The sequence below is a fragment of the Erwinia sp. 9145 genome, from assembly GCF_000745075.1.
GTDB classification, from domain to species: Bacteria; Pseudomonadota; Gammaproteobacteria; order Enterobacterales; family Enterobacteriaceae; genus Erwinia; species Erwinia oleae.
Genome location: NZ_JQNE01000001.1, coordinates 2,458,589 through 2,473,328, shown reverse-complemented (window position 1 = coordinate 2,473,328; position 14,740 = coordinate 2,458,589). Strand labels below are relative to the sequence as shown.

14 protein-coding genes are annotated in these 14,740 nt (G+C 54.2%); 5 read left to right on the top strand and 9 right to left on the bottom strand.

The genetic code is table 11. The annotated features are described in order from the left end of the window. The first annotated feature begins 245 nt into the window (after window positions 1-245). Window positions 246-587 (top strand): hypothetical protein, encoded by a 342-nt coding sequence (locus FA91_RS11915; protein WP_034916008.1) that lies wholly within the window; start codon window positions 246-248, stop codon window positions 585-587. 11 nt (window positions 588-598) lie between these two features. Here FA91_RS11915 and yejF read toward each other — a convergent pair whose 3' ends face one another. The 8 genes from yejF to FA91_RS11875 all read right to left on the bottom strand — a co-directional run bounded on the left by yejF (window position 599) and on the right by FA91_RS11875 (window position 10,847). Next, window positions 599-2,182: a microcin C ABC transporter ATP-binding protein YejF gene (gene yejF, locus FA91_RS11910; protein ID WP_034916006.1), complete on the bottom strand. Its 1,584-nt coding sequence runs from the start codon at window positions 2,180-2,182 to the stop codon at window positions 599-601. A gap of 2 nt (window positions 2,183-2,184) precedes the next feature. After that, entirely contained in the window at window positions 2,185-3,210 is a 1,026-nt protein-coding gene (locus FA91_RS11905) for a microcin C ABC transporter permease (protein ID WP_034916004.1), read from the bottom strand. Then, entirely contained in the window at window positions 3,210-4,298 is a 1,089-nt protein-coding gene (locus tag FA91_RS11900; RefSeq protein WP_034916001.1) for a microcin C ABC transporter permease YejB, read from the bottom strand. Before FA91_RS11900 ends, FA91_RS11905 begins: the two co-directional genes overlap by 1 nt. An 11-nt stretch (window positions 4,299-4,309) precedes the next feature. Then, window positions 4,310-6,118 (bottom strand): extracellular solute-binding protein, encoded by a 1,809-nt coding sequence (locus tag FA91_RS11895; protein WP_034915999.1) that lies wholly within the window; start codon window positions 6,116-6,118, stop codon window positions 4,310-4,312. Between the two features lie 108 nt (window positions 6,119-6,226). Continuing rightward, a complete protein-coding gene (locus FA91_RS11890) occupies window positions 6,227-7,798 on the bottom strand; it encodes a cyclic di-GMP phosphodiesterase (protein ID WP_034915997.1) in 1,572 nt (523 codons plus the stop codon). Between the two features lie 245 nt (window positions 7,799-8,043). Further along, a complete protein-coding gene (gene mepS / locus FA91_RS11885; RefSeq protein ID WP_034915996.1) occupies window positions 8,044-8,619 on the bottom strand; it encodes a bifunctional murein DD-endopeptidase/murein LD-carboxypeptidase in 576 nt (191 codons plus the stop codon). A gap of 504 nt (window positions 8,620-9,123) precedes the next feature. Then, window positions 9,124-9,831: a phosphatase PAP2 family protein gene (locus FA91_RS11880; RefSeq protein ID WP_034919253.1), complete on the bottom strand. Its 708-nt coding sequence runs from the start codon at window positions 9,829-9,831 to the stop codon at window positions 9,124-9,126. Window positions 9,832-9,881: 50 nt separating this feature from the next. Next, the gene (locus FA91_RS11875) at window positions 9,882-10,847 is read right to left on the bottom strand and encodes a GTP-binding protein (protein WP_034915994.1); all 966 of its coding nucleotides are present in this window, start codon (window positions 10,845-10,847) and stop codon (window positions 9,882-9,884) included. A gap of 99 nt (window positions 10,848-10,946) precedes the next feature. Here FA91_RS11875 and FA91_RS11870 point away from each other — a divergent pair, with 99 nt between their 5' ends. Beyond that, on the top strand, window positions 10,947-11,255 hold the full coding sequence (locus FA91_RS11870; RefSeq protein WP_034915991.1) for a hypothetical protein: 309 nt from the start codon (window positions 10,947-10,949) through the stop codon (window positions 11,253-11,255). Between the two features lie 63 nt (window positions 11,256-11,318). Here FA91_RS11870 and yeiP read toward each other — a convergent pair whose 3' ends face one another. Then, complete coding sequence (gene yeiP, locus FA91_RS11865) at window positions 11,319-11,891, bottom strand: elongation factor P-like protein YeiP (RefSeq protein ID WP_034915990.1); 573 nt, start codon at window positions 11,889-11,891, stop codon at window positions 11,319-11,321. Window positions 11,892-12,062: 171 nt separating this feature from the next. Between yeiP and FA91_RS11860 the strand changes: the two genes are divergently transcribed. From FA91_RS11860 to fruK, 3 genes are all read left to right on the top strand, one after another. After that, window positions 12,063-12,329 (top strand): YkgJ family cysteine cluster protein, encoded by a 267-nt coding sequence (locus FA91_RS11860; RefSeq protein ID WP_034915988.1) that lies wholly within the window; start codon window positions 12,063-12,065, stop codon window positions 12,327-12,329. 326 nt (window positions 12,330-12,655) lie between these two features. Then, window positions 12,656-13,789 carry a fused PTS fructose transporter subunit IIA/HPr protein gene (fruB, locus tag FA91_RS11855; RefSeq protein WP_034915986.1) on the top strand — a complete coding sequence of 378 codons (1,134 nt, stop codon included), beginning with the start codon at window positions 12,656-12,658 and terminating at the stop codon, window positions 13,787-13,789. Continuing rightward, window positions 13,786-14,724 carry a 1-phosphofructokinase gene (gene fruK / locus FA91_RS11850; RefSeq protein ID WP_034915984.1) on the top strand — a complete coding sequence of 313 codons (939 nt, stop codon included), beginning with the start codon at window positions 13,786-13,788 and terminating at the stop codon, window positions 14,722-14,724. Before fruB ends, fruK begins: the two co-directional genes overlap by 4 nt. The last annotated feature ends 16 nt before the right edge of the window (window positions 14,725-14,740 follow it).

The window sequence follows — 14,740 nt, the reverse complement described above, 5'->3', positions numbered from 1 at the left end:
TTGAGACGTCGTTCACCCGGCGTCTCAGATCCCTCGCCTGCATAGATGTTGTGGTTATGTGAATCTATTGCGCTTTAGAAGTTAACAATATGCATCAAAAATGATTGTGATTATTCCGGCGACGCGGTAAATATAGGATCATTATGAGATCTGACGCGCAAAAACAACATGAGCGCGTTGATACATCCTCTTTTTAATCCCGACCCGCCTTTCGGGAAGGGGAGCAGCAGAACCGGGGAGTTCAGGTGAATACGTTACAACATTCAGTGGTGCACCGTTTGCCGCACAGCTATCGCAAAGGTACGGCTTCAGGCCGAAGCGGTAATGAGGCGGTAATGCTCAGCATTAATGCCGCAGAGGACGACTTAACGGGACTGTGCCTGCTGAGCCATCAGGGCGAGCAGGCGTGGGAAGTGATGACGTTCATCAAAGAGGCGCTGGCGGAAATTCAGCTGGAGTGTTGCGTCGTCGAGTGGGAAGGTCAGCCCTGCCTGTTTGTCGCGCGGCACGACGAGCCTGCTGCAACCTGCCGTCTGAAAAATTTCGGCGTGTGTATTGCCGAAACCTTCCGCCACCGCTCCGCCTGACGGGCAGCTGATTAAGCCAGCGAAAGCAGCTGCCGGGTATACTCCTCGGCGGGTTGCGCAAAAATCGCCTCGCATTGGCCCTGTTCGACCACTTCCCCCTGACGCAGCACCACCACCTGATGACACAGCGACCTGACCACCTGCAAATCGTGGCTGATGAACAGATAGGCTAACTGATGCTCTCGCTGTAGCTGTTTTAGCAGCAGCAGGATCTGTTTCTGCACGGAACGATCGAGAGAAGAAGTCGGTTCGTCCAGAATGATCAGCCGGGGTTTCAGGATCAGCGCACGGGCGATAGCGATGCGCTGGCGCTGACCGCCGGAAAACTCGGCGGGATAGCGGTGGCGCGTTTCCGCATCAAGCCCCACTTCCTGCATGGCATCGATCACCTGTTGCTCACGCTGTGGCGCGCTGAGGTCAGGATGGTGAACGCGCAGCCCTTCCGCAATAATTTGCAGCACGCTGAGCCGTGGGTTCAACGCAGAGTTCGGGTCCTGAAACACCACCTGAATTTGACGGCGTACCGGCAGCATTTTGCGGCGATCCCACTGATGCAGCGGCTGATTGTCAAACCAGATCTCCCCCTGTGACCGAAGCAGACGGAGGAGTGCGAGGCCGGTTGTACTTTTACCCGAACCTGATTCACCGACCAGACCAAGGCTTTCTCCCGGCCGTAAGGTGAAGCTGAGCGAGCGCAGCGCATGATGATAACCGGTAACACGCCGCATCAGGCCGCGTTTGATGGGAAAGGCTACCTGCAAATCCTCTACGCGAAGCAGCGGAGGACGTGACGCGTCAATCGGGTCGGGAAAGCCTTCCGGTTCCGCATCCAGCAGCGTTTTGGTGTAGGCATGACGCGGATGCGTAAACAGTTCGCGCGTGATGTTGCTCTCCACGCCGCGCCCGTTGCGCATTACCGTGACGTTATCCGCCAGTCGCCGGACAATATTGAGGTTGTGAGTGATAAACAGCAGCCCCATATTCATCTCCCGCTTCAGCTCCTGTAACAGCGTCAGGATCTGCGCCTGAACGGTGACGTCGAGTGCGGTCGTCGGTTCATCAGCAATCAACAGTTCAGGCTGGGTTAGTAGCGCCATGGCGATCATCACGCGCTGGCGCTCGCCGCCGGAAAGCTGATGAGGAAAATCGCTCAGGCGCCTGACCGCGTTGCGGATGCCTACGCGATCGAGACAGCTCAGCATTTCGGCTCGCGCGGCTTCCCGCCGCATCCCACGATGCAGCGACAGCACCTCGTAAAGCTGTTTTTCAATGGTGTGGAGCGGGTTTAGCGACACCATGGGCTCCTGAAAGATCATGGCCATGCGATTGCCGCGCAGGCCGCGCAGCGTACGCTCATCGGCCTTCAGCACGTCTGTTCCGGCAAAGAGGATCTCGCCCTGCGGGTAAACCACCGGCGGCGAAGGTAGCAGCCGCATCACCGACAGCGCCGTCACGCTTTTCCCGGAGCCTGATTCACCCACCAGCGCGCGGGTTTCACCGGCTTCAACCGAAAATGACAGCGACTCGACGACCCGCGATTCACTGCCTGCCTGGCGAAAAGCGATGCTCAGGTCTTTGATATCTAGCAGCGACATAATCAGTGCACCTTACTGGGATCGAAAGCGTCGCGAACCGCTTCGCCGATAAAAATAAGCAGCGACAGCAGGATCGCCAGCGAAAAAAAGGCAGTGATGCCAAGCCAGGGCGCCTGGAGATTATTTTTACCCTGTAACAGCAGCTCACCCAGCGACGGAGAACCGAGCGGCAGACCGAAACCAAGAAAGTCCAGCGAGGTCAGCGTGGTAATCGATCCGCCCAGTATAAAGGGCAGGTAGGTGAGGGTGGCGACCATCGCATTCGGCAACATGTGACGCAGCATAATATGCCGGTCGCTGACGCCGAGCGCCTGTGCGGCGCGGATATAATCGAAGTTGCGCGTACGCAGAAATTCAGCGCGCACCACGCCGACCAGCTGCATCCAGCCAAACAGCACCGTTATGGCCAGCAGCCACCAGAAACCGGGCTGAATCACGCTGGATAACAGAATAATAAGAAACAGCGTCGGCATCCCTGACCACACCTCAATAAAGCGCTGCCCCCATAAATCTATCCTGCCACCGTAATAACCCTGCGCGGCGCCCGCGACGATGCCGATGGCGCTGGAAATCAACGTCAGCATCAGGCCAAACAGCAGTGAAATACGAGCGCCATAGAGAATACGTGCCAGCACGTCGCCGCCGTTAGCATCGGTGCCCAGCCAGTTTTGCGACGACGGCGGAGAAGGGAAAGGGCGGGTGCTGGCGTAGTTAATGGTGCTGTCGGCAAAGCGCACCGGCGCCCAAATCGCCCAGCCATCGTGGGTCAGGCGGGATTTAAGCCACGGATCCTGGTAATCCGCCGCGGTTGCCAGCGGGCCGCCGAAGTCGGTTTCGGTATAGTCCACCACCAGCGGGAAATACCAGCGATCCTGATAGTGGACCAGCAGCGGCTTCTCGTTCGCCAGCAGCTCTGCACCCAGGCAAAGCACAAACAGCACGGCAAATATCCACAGCGACCAGTAGCCACGACGGTTGTGGCGAAAACGCGTCCAGCGCGCCTGATTCACGGGGCTTAAACGGCTCATTATCGTCCCTCGAAATCAATGCGTGGATCGACCAGCGTGTAGGTGATATCGCTGAGAATATTCAGCAGCAGACCGATCAGAGTGAAAATATAGAGCGTGCCGAACATCACCGGATAGTCGCGCTGGATGGTGGTTTCATAGCCCAGCAGGCCTAAGCCGTTGAGCGAAAACATCACCTCAATCAGCAACGATCCGGTAAAAAACATGCTGATAAACGTGGCCGGAAAACCGGCGATCACCAGCAGCATCGCATTACGAAAAACGTGTCGGTAAAGGATTTTTTCTTCACCGAGGCCTTTTGCGCGCGCGGTAACGACGTACTGTTTACGAATTTCATCCATAAAGGCGTTTTTGGTCAACATGGTCAGCGTGGCGAAGCCGCCAATCACCGTGGCGAGAACCGGCAACGTGATGTGCCACAAGTAATCAACGATTTTCCCGTACCAGGGCAGGGAATCAAACTGCGCGGACACCAGTCCGCGCAGCGGGAACCAGTCGAGATAGCTGCCGCCCGCGAACAGCACAATCAGCAGAATACCAAACAAAAACGAGGGCACGGCGTAGCCGATAATAATCAGCGAGCTGCTCCAGATATCAAAGGCGCTGCCGTTGCGTACCGCTTTTTTGATACCCAGTGGAATTGAAACCAGGTAGATGATCAGCGTGCTCCACAGGCCGAGCGTTACCGATACCGGCAGGCTCTCTTTTATCAGTTCAATCACCGAGCTGCTGCGAAACAGGCTGTCGCCAAAGTTGAAGCGCGCATAGTTCCACAGCATGTCCAGATAGCGCTGCCCGATCGGTTTATCGAAGCCGTAGCGTTTGGTGATTTCGGCGATAACTTCCGGATCTAATCCACGGGAGCCGCGGTACTGGCTGTCGCCAGGGAGGGCGTTAAGCGCACTGCGATTGTGAATGGCCGAGGCGTCGCCGCCCGGAACACCGCTGCTCTGGCCGAATTCAATGTTCGCCAGCGCCTGATCGACCGGCCCGCCGGGCGCAATCTGCACGATAAAAAAGTTAATAGTGATGATCGCCCACAGGGTAGGCACAATCAGCAGCACTCTGCGTAGCAGGTAAGCGCCCAAATCAAGACTCCTTAACGACGCTGAGCCGGCAACTGCGCGGCTTTGTTGGCATCATACCACCAGCCGTCAAAACCGACTGAGTAGGTGGGTAACGTTGCAGGCATTGAAAACTTATTCCAGTAAGCATATCGATCTTCGGCGCCGTACCACATGGGTATCATGTAAAAGTTCCAGGTCAGTACGCGATCCAGCGCACGTCCCAGCAGCACCAGCGCCTGCTTATCGGCCTGATGAGCGATAATTTGCGCCAGCAGATCGTCAATGACCTTACTGGTGGCGCCGGACGCGTTATAGCTGGAATTCAGGTAGGCCGATCCCCAAATAATTTGCAAAGAGGAGTCGGGTGCAGGAAAAGCATAATAGCCTGTGGGCAGCATGTCATAATCGCGTTTGCGTTTGCGCGCGAGGTACTGTGAACTGTCCACCTGACGCACTGAAAGCGTAATGCCCAGCCGGCTCAGGTTATGTTTGAACGGCAGAACCCACTGATCGTTTCCGCCTGAGTTCAACAGCAGTTCCATGCTGAGCGGTTTGCCGGTTTTTACGTTGATGAGCTTCTGATTTTTCAGTACCCAACCCGCCTGTTTCAGCAGATCCAGCGCCTTGAGCAGTTTGCCGCGGTCGTAACCGCTGCCGTCGGTAACTGGCGGCTGATAAACCCGGGTAAACACCTCATCCGGTATTTTCCCGCGCAGGGGATTGAGGATCGCCAACTCTTTATCATCGGGAAGCTGCCGCGCGGCATAGTCGGTATTCTGGAAATAGCTGCTGGTCCGCTTATAGGCGCCGTAAAACAATGCTTTATTCATCCATTCAAAATCAAAGGCCAGTGCAAGCGCCTCCCGCACCCGGCGATCGCTGAATTGTGGCTTATTGACGTTTAATGCCAGCCACTGCGTATCCGTCGCCACGACGTTTGGCTTCTGCATCTTTACAATCTGCTGGTTTTCGAAGTTTTTACCCTGATACTGGGTTGCCCATTTTTTGGCTGAGCCTTCGGTTCTGAAGTCAAACGCGCCCGCTTTGAACGCCTCAAAGGCGACGTTATCATCCAGATAGTAGTCATAGCGCACCGTATCAAAATTGAATCTCCCTTTGTTTACAGGCAGATCGGCGGCCCAATAATCTTTCACGCGCGACCAGGTAATATACTGACCTGCTCGCCAGGCGCTGATGCGATAGGGGCCGCTGCCAGGTGGTGGCGATCGCAGTGGCTCATCAAGCCGGTGATGCTGCCAGAATTTTTCAGGAAATACCGGCAGTGAGAGCATCGACAGCATCTTGTCTTTGTCGCCATCCGGCATCTCAAAGCGTACGGTGAGAGGAGAAATAACCCTGGCAGTAATGCCTTTATTGACCACGCGGTATTGCGGCACGCCTTCGGTCATAAATTTGCGAAAAGTGAAGGCAACGTCGCGGGCCGTTATCGGGCTGCCGTCATGAAATCGCGCCCTGGGATTGAGCGTGATTTCCACCCAATGATAGCTGTCGGGATAGCGGGCAGATTCAGCAATAAGGGGATAATAGCTGTTTGGCTCATCTTCAGAATTGGTAAACAGACGGTCGTATAACTCATCCGTCCGCGCGCCGGGGTTACCTCGCGAAGCAAAACGGTTGAAATTGTCATAAGTACCGATAGCCGACAGCGTGATCGTGCCGCCTTTGGGCGCATTCGGATTCACGTAGTCATAATGGCTGAAGCCGGAGCCATATTTGGGTTCGCCGGGTTGGGCAAACGCATCGCCCTGATGAACGGTTTCTGCCTGCGCGTATTGCGTCGCAAAAATGCACATTAACAGGGCAAACCAGCGAAATATCATGGTGTTAATTGACTCCAGCGAAAGAGGCCGACGATGACGGCAAGCCTAACAGCAGGCCAAAGACGAAGGCAATGCGCTTAAACAGTTATTTACGTTTTTTACCCGTCTTCAAACAGCGGGCTGATTCTCGCGATGAAAATAGTCGATAAGATGCGAAACGTTGCACGGACGGCTAAACAGGTAGCCCTGCAAATAAGTGACGCCATGTTCCACCAGCCACCCTGCCTGTTCCCAGGTTTCAACACCTTCCGCCACCGTATTTAAATCAAGTCGCTCAGCCAGCGTCAGTACCGTATCCAGCACGGGTGAGGTGACGGTTTCCAGCCCGATACTCTGCACGAATCCGCGATCGATCTTCAGAAAATCAAAATTGAATTTCTCCAGATAGATGAGCGCACTGTGTCCGGTACCAAAATCATCAATAGCAATACGGATGCCCTGCTGCTGTAACCATCTGAATTCTTGCGCAGCGTTCTTCTCGCTGACCATTGTGCGTTCGGTTAACTCGAAAACATAGTCAAAATGGTTAGCAGGCATTGCTGCAAGCCAGTTAAGCACATCCTGACGGAAATCGTTATCGACAAGATGTGCCGGAGAAATATTTAACGCCATGCGCGTGCCAACAGGCGTGACATGCATCAGGGCATGCGCATCCCGGGCTACAAGTTCAAAAAGGTGGCGGGTAAGCGGCGCCATCAGGTTTTGCAGTTCCGCGTAGCTGATAAACGCGTCGGGTGGAATACGCCCCTGCGTATGATGCGTCCAGCGCATCAGGGCCTCCAGCGCGACGGTTTTTCCGGTTGAGGCTTCCACAACAGGCTGATATTCAACATGAAATTCGCCTCGTTTAATACCCATCAAGATCTCTTTGCCCTGCCGCGCTTTTAAGGTCAGCAGCATAAAACAGGCTAAGGCGCTACACAGCCCCAGCACCAGTCCGGCCAGCAGGGTCATATCAAGATAGTTGGTCGGCACAGGAGAGCCATACAGCAGAATCCGGAGGGGATAACCGTTAACGGGAAGGCTTCTGACTGGCGGTTCAGTCAACGCGCGCGTGGCGACAATGCCCGATGATGCGGTGGTAAAGGCCTTATCGCCTGCAACGATGGCCATACCGGTCACTTCATGCTCTCTGGCGGCAAGCAATAACGCAGGCGGCAGCGTAATATTCATCGTAATAAGTACGCCGCTGGCGGCAAAGCGCGGATCTTTCAACCACAAAACAAGGGCTGGCTGGCCGGGCGCCAGCGGTGTGCCTGACATCAGCCGGATGTCTTTGTCATTTTCCAGCCGGGTGGTCGGTGAAATACGTGAAATATCCAGCTGCATATCACCCGTAGCGGACGAGCAAAAGGAGTTGTGTTGGTTAACCAGCAAAATAGCCCGCACGCTGCCGGTAAACGCCGCGCGGCGGGTCAGTTCGTTACTGACATCAGCACAATGCGCCTGGGTCTGATTACGCAACGGCGCAAGCGCATGAGTTAATCCATTCAGCCTGGCTTCAGCCGAGGCTTGCGCCGCACGGGCAAAACGATCGTGTTGATCGGTGATCCGCTGCCAGATAATCAGCAGCGTAACGGCGACAAACAGGGCACAAATGGTCAGGCCGAACAGGGCGCTCAGACTAAAAATTTTGCGCGGGCTGTTTACCTGCCGCGCAATAAGTGCGGTGAGTGGCATGGGCTCTCCCGAAAGCGCTTTTATTATTATTCACTGCGGCAACAGTTTCCCGGTGTTCGCCAGAATATAACGCTGGCGAAAGGGTGTCTGCATTTAAGATGATAAATATGACATTCTGTCGCGAACGAGGCATAAGGTGGGATAAAGGACGGTTTTATCTGAAACGTCAGGGAGAGGAGAGGCAAAAAAAAACGCCGCAAGCGGCGTTTTTCATTCTCGTTTTCGCAGACTTCAGGGGAAGGACATCAGCTTTGTTTGTTTGCTAAAACCCGCCGCGCTTCGCGGTAGCGGTTTTTCCAGTAGCTGTCGTTCAGATTCGAGATCATCACGCCACTGCTGGTTGATGCATGAACAAAGTTGTCATTACCGAGATAGATGCCTACGTGGCGTCCCGTTGAACCGGCGCGAAACAGAACCAGATCCCCTGCGCGCAGCCTTGCACGCTGAATGCTTTTTCCTGTTCCTTCCTGCTCGTAAGTAGAACGCGGCAGGTCAAGTCCAAACTGTTCGCGGAAGGTGGTTTGCACAAACGCAGAGCAGTCAATGCCGCGTTTGTTGGTGCCACCCAGGCGATAACGCACGCCTTTCCAGTCTGCATACTGATCCATCAGGCGGGATTTAACATCCACGTTCTGAACCAGCTTTTCGAATTCATCCTGAGACGCTTGAAGTAAAAAACTATCCTGGTTTTTAACTGCACGCGTATCAGTTTGCGCATTGTTATGGGTATTCGTTGAACTACATGCTGACAACAACGTCGCTAAGGCGACAGCGGGTAAAATCCGCGAGATATATCTCAATATCGGTTGAGACTTGACCATTATGTTTGTGATCCCTTGAAGTCCTTAACGACGAGAGTCGTCAGAATAATGCGAAACGGAACGAGGTTAATTAGCGCGACAAGGTAAGACAATTCCTGAATACCCAAAACGTGTTGTAGTGCACACTTTAAAGTGTAAATTCTGGAAATATTTTACTATAGGGCCTAATCGAAACTGAGGTTAACCGATTAGAGGCCGCATGGCGAGGGGTTTTAGCGACTTTTTTATAGGTTTTAATGATATGAAATAAGATTGTAACAAAGCGGCCACGTTATCGACAAAATCCGAAAAAGCTTGAATATCCGTGGCGCATTTCAGACGTTAAACGTGTAGAGAAGGGTAAACTGAGACAAATCTGTGTTTACATTTACGCTTCACAGTGTAAATCACTGCTGTACGTCATACGACAGGCTTGTCACTAACTTGATTAGCAGGCTAATTATCTGTTCGCCATTATTTACTCGCGGGAAAATAACGGCGACATCATACACAAATATGAATGGCTCAGTTCACCGGTTTATATTTACCGGGCAGATAACGATATAGCGCATTGACCAGATAATCGCTGGCGGGGGTTATTAACCACCAGCTCATTCCTACCAGCACAATACTCAGCGAGCCAACCACCACATCGGTAAACCAGTGCGCGCCAATCATAATGCGTGGCGTGGCAAATACCAGCACGATCGCCACGGCAATAAAGAAGGCTCGCCGCGTAAAATAGCGCAGCATAAAGCAGGCAAAGATCATCAGCATCATACCGTGATCGCCGGGGAAGCTGTTCGTCGACGCATCTTTGGCGGGAATGCCGGTTAACTGTGTCACATGATTGACGTTCGGGAAGAACCGGGTTGGGCTGGGATGCGAGACCGGGATCAGACGACACAGCTGATTCAGCACCACAGCAGAAATCAGCATCGCTACGCCAATGGCCAGCAGGCGGCGGCGTCCCTCCGGCGTTTCACGTCGCCAGAAGGTCAAATAGAGATAGCCCATCGCCAGTAACGCGACGCCATCAAAAGCGCGGAAATTAGTCACAGCCAGCAGCCAGAGCAGCGCTTTGTTAGTGACAAGCCGATCGTTGAACCAGTAGAAAATGTTTTTATCCAGCACAAACCATAAGCCATGATTGGCAGGCAGATACCAGGAAAAAAACAGCGCCAGACCCGCTGCATTCAACAACAGGATGGCCAATAAACGGTTAAAGGTCATTTTCATTAAGATCATATGAAGAATTGTAGCGTCGAAGATTATGCTACTTATCATAAACGAAGTTTCAACAAACTGGCTTGCAGTTCGTTCCAGTTTGCTAATGATTCGTTAATCATTTCAACCCGACTGTCCGGTGGGGGAGCGGGGCGTGTTTCAATGTGAAAATCGTCGCCCTGACGGTTCACGCTTACCAGCCCTTCCCGAATGCGTAAAACCCCTTTTACTCGCGTTACGGGCGCAAGACGTACCCATTCGAGCAGGCCAACCGTATCAAAAACGGTATCAGCATCGAACACCCAGCCGCAGGCAAAATAGCCCTGGCCTTCGTTAAGCGCGCGACGCCAGCGGGCATGAGGCGTCAAAGCCAGCGCCGACAGCCCGGCATCGTGCGCATGATGATGCTTCGCATCTGGAAGCACGCGATGATTTTTTCGCGGGCGAGTCAATAACTGCGCATCAATATTGCCGTAACTGACGTTAACCACGTCGCGACGGGAGTCATCCTGCGCCTGCCACGCCGCCAGCGCCAGACGGTCAGCCTCCGACCAGCGGTCTTCTTTATTAGCAATAATAATATCGGCCACGGCAAGCTGGTCGCGGAAATTTTCGTTTTCCACCACGCGCCTGTCACTAAGCTGGCGCGGATCAAGCAGGCAGAATGTGGCATCAAGCGCGAGCCAGGGACGATAAACGTCAGCGCCAAGCATATCCAGGATCTGCTTAGGATGGCCAAGCCCGGTAGGCTCAATCAGCAGGCGATCCGGCGCGGTCTGTTTTAGCAGCATGTTCAGCCCTACCTGCATCGGCAGTCCGTTCACACAGCACATGCAGCCACCGGGGATCTCTTTGAGCACCGCGCCGCTCTCCGCCAGCAGGGCGCCGTCAATCCCTACTTCACCAAACTCGTTGACCAGCACCGCCCATTTCTCGCTATCGGGCTTTTGTGAAAGAAGATGAAGCAGCGTTGTGGTTTTACCGCTGCCAAGAAAACCGGTAACTAAATTAACGCGTGTCATAATACTCTCTGTAAATTATTAAGTTTTATTTAACTTTTTTACCATCAGGCGATAATCTGAGAAGGTGACATCCATCGTCACTAACAGAATGAGGTTAATATGAAGGGCATCAAAACGGCGCTGGTCATTATGCTTTTAACCTCAGGGATGAGCGGTGCCCGGGCAGAGTTGGCGGAGGCCTTTAACAGTTCGGAAAACATTTCTTTTACCGGAAAGATTACTGAATCTACCTGTCGCGTCTCGCAACAGGCCAGCGAGATGATCAGTTTATGCGACCTCAATGGTATCAGTACACTACGAACGATGACCTACGCTGAAGAAACGCTTCAAAGTCATATCGCGCAACAGCAAATACGCTGGCTGAATCCCCAGCGAAGCCGCGCCATTGTTACCGTCAGCTATAACTGATATTGTTATATTATAACAAAAAAAGGCGAAGCGCACCCGCTTCGCCTTTTTTCAACCTGAACGTTATTCAGCACGACCCATGTAACGACGTTCCGGAATATGAATACGAATTTTATCACCGTTACTGAGATATTCAGGCACCTGGATGACCAGACCCGTACTCATCGTAGCGGGTTTGGTTCGCGCGCTGGCGGAAGCGCCTTTAATACCCGGCGTGGTTTCAATAATTTCCATATCCAGCGTTTGCGGCAGCTCAAGGGCCAGAATTTGTCCGTCCATCGTCAGCACCTGAAGGCCAGGAATGCCGCCGTCGGGGATGAACAGCAGTTCTTCCTCAATCTGATCTTTTTTGAAGACGTAAGGCGTATAGTCTTCGTCATCCATAAAGACGTATTCATCGCCGTCAACGTAGGAAAATGTCACCTGACGGCGGCTGAGGGAAATGGCCTCAAGAATGTCGTCGCCCTTAAAACGCTCTTCAACTTTCAGGCCGGTGCGGATATCGGTAAAGCGCATTTTATACAGCGTGGATGCGCCGCGCGCGCTGGGGCTTTGCACGTCGATATCCTTTACCAGCAGCAGTTTGCCGTTGAAGCTGACGGCCATACCTTTTTTAATTTCGTTTGCTCTTGGCATAAAAAGTTTCTCAAATTTAGAAGGGCAGAAAAATCATCGCGACAACTTACTCTTGCTCAGGACGTCAGGCAAGCACGTCCGGCGTTCATCAAGGGAAATGTCCAGAGTATAAGGATAGTATTTCATCAATCCGGCTGCTATTGTCGCGTTTTGCCATGAAAGGTAAGCCAGATGGAATGCCGCGCGGCCTGCGGTGCCTGTTGTATCGCGCCCTCAATCTCGACACCGATCCCCGGCATGCCTGAAGGCAAGCCTGCCAATACGCCGTGTATTCAACTCGACGAGCAGCGCCGCTGCAAAATATTCTTATCACCCCTGCGACCCGCCGTCTGTGCCAGCCTGATGCCTGATGCGGAGATGTGCGGCACCAGCAGCCAGGCAGCAATGATCTATCTGCTCGATCTTGAACGTCAAACGGCGCCCGGAAGCGTTAACTAAGCCAGTCAACGGCTGGCGGCCTTATGAGTGCCCGTAACTGTTATCCGCTGAACCTGCTTTCAGCACAATAAAGCCATCCTTATCCGCCTTCAGCGCCCCGTCAGCATTGAACCCGCTCAGCCGTTAATTTATGTGCTTAACGTGACAAAGTGTGCGTGTCGTCAAAAATTTACTACGCCGTTTTCGCTAAAACTTGCGTCGGAAGAGGGAACAGGAACACACTAATTGAAACGTTTCAGCGTTATCTCTCAGGCTCTGCCAGCACCGGATGACGCTTTTTTTCTCAACTTAGCTGAAACGATTCAATTTCGGCAGCGAGGAGAACTATGTTCCAGCTTGAATTATCCGCTATCCATCCTGGCGCAGCCGCCGGGAACAAAGAGGATGCCATTCGTCAGGTTGCCGCCGCGCTAACGCGTGCCGGTAACGTGGGCGAAGGCTACGTCAACGGCATGCTTGCGCGCGAACAGCAAACCTCAACCTATTTAGGTAACGGCATTGCTATTCCTCACGGCACCACCGATACCCGTGATTTGGTGTTGAAAACCGGCGTACAGGTCTATCAGTTTCCACAGGGTATTGCCTGGGGCGACGACCAGACCGCTTATGTGGTCATCGGTATTGCGGCAAAATCAGATGAGCACCTCGCGCTGCTGCGTCAGCTTACGCACGTTCTCAGCGATGACAGCGTGGCCGAATCGCTGAAAACCACGGACTCTGCCGAGACGCTGCGCAGCCTGCTGATGGGCGAAAAACAGGGCGGCGAATTTCAGTTCGATACGTCGCTGATTGCAACGGACGTTGCGGCCGGCGATCTGATGACGCTTCAGGCGCTGAACGCGGGCCGTTTACAGCAGGCGGGCGCGGTCGATGCGGCGTTTGTCAGCCGCGTGATTACCTCACGTCCGCTCAATCTGGGGCAGGGCATCTGGCTGAGCGACAGCACCGAAGGCAATCTTGGCAGCGCGGTGGCGGTCAGTCGCAGCGCAACGCCTTTTGAGGTTGAGGGCGAGAAAGCCGCGCTGCTGGTCACGGTTTCGGTCACCGACGATCGTCCACTGACTGTCCTCAACTACCTGAGCGATCTTCTGATCAATCAGCAGGCAGATCGTCTGCTGAGTGCCGATGCGGCAGGCATTCTGGCGCTGCTCACCAGCGAGGTTACCGAACAGGCCGACACGCTGACGGAAGAGTTCACCATTCGCAACGAACATGGCCTGCATGCCCGTCCGGGCACGGCGCTGGTCAGCGTGATCAAGCAGTTCAATTGCGACGTCAGCGTCATCAATCTGGACGGTAGCGGCAAACCGGCGAACGGCCGCAGCCTGATGAAAGTGGTGGCGCTGGGCGTGAAAAAAGGCCATCGCCTGCGCTTTACCTCCAGCGGCGAGGATGCCCGCGCGGCGCTGGACGCTATCGGCGCGGCCATCGCCAGCGGTCTTGGCGAGGGGGCAGCATGAGCAGACGCGTTGCCACCATTACGCTAAACCCGGCTTACGACCTGGTAGGTTACACGCCGGAAATCGAGCGCGGTGAGGTTAACCTGGTGAAAACCACCGGCCTTCACGCGGCGGGTAAAGGCATTAACGTGGCGAAGGTGCTGAAAGATTTAGGCATCGACGTCACCGTTGGCGGATTTCTCGGTAAAGAGAATCAGGACGGCTTTCAGCATCTGTTCAGCGAGCTGGGCATCGCCAACCGCTTTCAGGTGGTTGAAGGACGCACCCGCATCAACGTTAAGCTGACAGAAAAAGATGGCGAAGTGACCGACCTGAATTTCTCCGGCTTTGAGGTTACCGGTCAGGACTGGGAACGCTTCACCACCGACTCGCTGACCTGGCTCGGTCAGTTCGACATGGTCTGCGTCAGCGGCAGTCTTCCGGCAGGCGTGGCGCCAGATGCGTTCACCGAATGGATGAGCGCGCTGCGAACCCATTGCCCGTGCATCATTTTTGACAGCAGCCGCGAGGCGCTGGTGGCGGGTCTGAAGGCGGCGCCGTGGTTGGTCAAACCCAATCGCCGCGAGCTGGAAATCTGGGCCGGTCGCAAACTTCCCACATTACAGGACGTCATTGAGGCCGCACACGCGCTACGCGAGCAGGGCATCGCCCACGTAGTCATTTCACTGGGCGCGGAAGGCGCGCTGTGGGTAAACGCTTCAGGTGAATGGATCGCCAAACCTCCCGCATGCGAAGTGGTCAGCACCGTTGGCGCAGGGGATTCAATGGTCGGCGGGCTGATTTACGGCCTGCTGATGCGCGAGTCCAGCGAGCACACGCTGCGACTTGCCACGGCTGTGGCAGCCCTGGCGGTCAGCCAGAGCAACGTAGGCGTTACCGATCGTACCCAGTTGGCCGCAATGATGGCGCGCGTCAAGCTGGAACCCTTTAACTGACAGCAGGAGAGGTACA

Bases quoted from the DNA above. Each gene is read 5' to 3' on its own strand.
- FA91_RS11890 (WP_034915997.1), bottom strand. From the start codon at position 7,798: ATGCCACTCACCGCACTTATTGCGCGGCAGGTAAACAGCCCGCGCAAA.
- FA91_RS11905 (WP_034916004.1), bottom strand. From the start codon at position 3,210: ATGAGCCGTTTAAGCCCCGTGAATCAGGCGCGCTGGACGCGTTTTCGC.
- FA91_RS11875 (WP_034915994.1), bottom strand. From the start codon at position 10,847: ATGACACGCGTTAATTTAGTTACCGGTTTTCTTGGCAGCGGTAAAACC.
- mepS (WP_034915996.1), bottom strand. From the start codon at position 8,619: ATGGTCAAGTCTCAACCGATATTGAGATATATCTCGCGGATTTTACCC.
- FA91_RS11870 (WP_034915991.1), top strand. From the start codon at position 10,947: ATGAAGGGCATCAAAACGGCGCTGGTCATTATGCTTTTAACCTCAGGG.
- yeiP (WP_034915990.1), bottom strand. From the start codon at position 11,891: ATGCCAAGAGCAAACGAAATTAAAAAAGGTATGGCCGTCAGCTTCAAC.
- FA91_RS11895 (WP_034915999.1), bottom strand. From the start codon at position 6,118: ATGATATTTCGCTGGTTTGCCCTGTTAATGTGCATTTTTGCGACGCAA.
- fruK (WP_034915984.1), top strand. From the start codon at position 13,786: ATGAGCAGACGCGTTGCCACCATTACGCTAAACCCGGCTTACGACCTG.
- FA91_RS11880 (WP_034919253.1), bottom strand. From the start codon at position 9,831: ATGACCTTTAACCGTTTATTGGCCATCCTGTTGTTGAATGCAGCGGGT.
- fruB (WP_034915986.1), top strand. From the start codon at position 12,656: ATGTTCCAGCTTGAATTATCCGCTATCCATCCTGGCGCAGCCGCCGGG.
- FA91_RS11860 (WP_034915988.1), top strand. From the start codon at position 12,063: ATGGAATGCCGCGCGGCCTGCGGTGCCTGTTGTATCGCGCCCTCAATC.
- yejF (WP_034916006.1), bottom strand. From the start codon at position 2,182: ATGTCGCTGCTAGATATCAAAGACCTGAGCATCGCTTTTCGCCAGGCA.